The sequence below is a fragment of the Bacillus sp. GbtcB14 genome, from assembly GCF_019091205.1.
Lineage (GTDB): Bacteria > Bacillota > Bacilli > Bacillales > Bacillaceae_G > Bacillus_A > Bacillus_A cereus_AG.
In genome coordinates, this window is sequence record NZ_JAGXJT010000047.1 from 1 (window position 1) to 1,656 (window position 1,656).

Below are 1,656 nucleotides of genomic sequence, written 5' to 3' on the forward strand. Positions count from 1 at the left end.
AAAGTATCGACATATTGTAAGTCTCTTAATCCTTCAGTGTTTGGAGAACTAATATTAATGACAAAATAGTCACCATAGGAATATAGTGTTTCCAATCCCTTTTGATAGTCTAAAGTGGCATCTGAGTTTGGAGTATCTTTATTTTTCCCTAAATTTATCCCTAGAGGAATATTGGGACGTGGTAAAGTCATAAAGTTTTGCTTTGCTCTATTCAAGCCCTCACTATTAAAACCCATACGGTTAATAAGTGCCGTATCCTCAGGTAAACGATATAAGCGTGGTTTAGGATTTCCAGATTGAGGTTTAGGTGTGATAGAACCTACTTCAACTGATCCAAAACCAAGTGATGCAAGACCTGGGTATACATCAGCAAATTTGTCAAACCCTGCAGCCAAACCAATAGGATTAGGAAATTTAATATCTAGTAATTTACATTCCAATCTAGAATCATTTAATCTCATATTTTTATTGTACATATTTCTAGCAAATGAAAATGATTGCATCATTTTTAAAGCATGAATAGTTCTCGTATGAGCTTTTTCTGGGTCCATCTTAAATAATAAATTGCGGATATTTGCATACATCGTTAGAATCTTCCCTTCAAATAAAATAAAAAGAACGATAAAAACTCTTTATCTAAAATGAACAATGTAAAGTGTATTCTAGATGATTGATAATTAAAATTTTTGGATAAGTACAACGCCTATAATAACTAAAATAGCACCAAGAATACGGGGTAAGGACAATAGATGTATAGGCACATTAATTAGACCAAAATGATCTATTAATACAGATGCAACAATCTGCCCGGCAAGCACTAACGCAACGGTGGTTCCTGCTCCAATTCTTGGAATAAGAATAATGGTAGCCAGTACATAAAAAGCTCCCAAAACGCCACCAGTCCATACCCACCATGGTGCAGAAGCAATCCCTTTATTAAAACTAAAACCAGCTTTAAATAATGAAATGGTAAATAAAGTAATCGCCCCAACTATAAAGGAAATAGTCGCAGCTACAAGGGGGGATCCTACAAAAGTACGTAATTGAGCATTAATACTAAATTGAATAGGTAAAGCAAGTCCAGCCAGGAAGGCAAATATTAAGAATAAAATCCACATAATAAAATATCTCCTTACTTATATGAAATTGTTAAATATAGAATAAGTATGTAATATTATTTTTTAAAATTAATAGTATTTTATGAATAATCCGAGGGTGCCTCACCCATTATATTCCATAGATAGGTGTTATTCAAATGTTTTTTAGGCTGATTTTTCAGATGTAAAATTTATTTTTTAATATTTTTATGCAGAATAATTTAGAAAATAATAAAATTTATTTGTTATGATTATTAGTGTTAGCGATAATAATAGAGAAATATATTTTTAGAAATGAGGGGTTAAAATTATGAACTCAATATGTGTATTTTGCGGATCAAATTATGGGGAAAGTGAAGAGTATAAACATGCAGCAGAAAAGTTAGGTAAATATTTAGGTGAAAAAAATATCACATTAATTTATGGTGGAGGAAAAGTGGGATTAATGGGGAGTGTAGCAAATTCTGCCCTACAAGTTGGCGGGAATGTGGTAGGGATTATCCCAGAATTTTTACGAGATAAAGAAATTGCGCATCAAGGTATTACGGATTTAATAGTT

General features: G+C 32.0%; 3 protein-coding genes. 1 reads left to right on the forward strand and 2 read right to left on the reverse strand.

The window, feature by feature from the left end:
* Together pyrD and KVT31_RS29285 are read right to left on the reverse strand one after the other, a co-directional pair.
* Window positions 1-584, reverse strand: a 584-nt coding sequence (gene pyrD, locus KVT31_RS29280; protein ID WP_217613700.1) for a dihydroorotate dehydrogenase (quinone), incomplete at its 3' end; no start/stop codon positions are given.
* A gap of 93 nt (window positions 585-677) precedes the next feature.
* Window positions 678-1,118, reverse strand: a complete 441-nt coding sequence (locus tag KVT31_RS29285; protein WP_000264901.1) for a DMT family transporter — start codon at window positions 1,116-1,118, stop codon at window positions 678-680.
* Between the two features lie 289 nt (window positions 1,119-1,407).
* Here KVT31_RS29285 and KVT31_RS29290 point away from each other — a divergent pair.
* On the forward strand, window positions 1,408-1,656 hold a 249-nt coding region (locus tag KVT31_RS29290), incomplete at its 3' end, for an LOG family protein (RefSeq protein WP_368858997.1).

Coding starts and splice junctions, on each gene's coding strand:
- KVT31_RS29285 (WP_000264901.1), bottom strand. CDS start 1,118: ATGTGGATTTTATTCTTAATATTTGCCTTCCTGGCTGGACTTGCTTTA.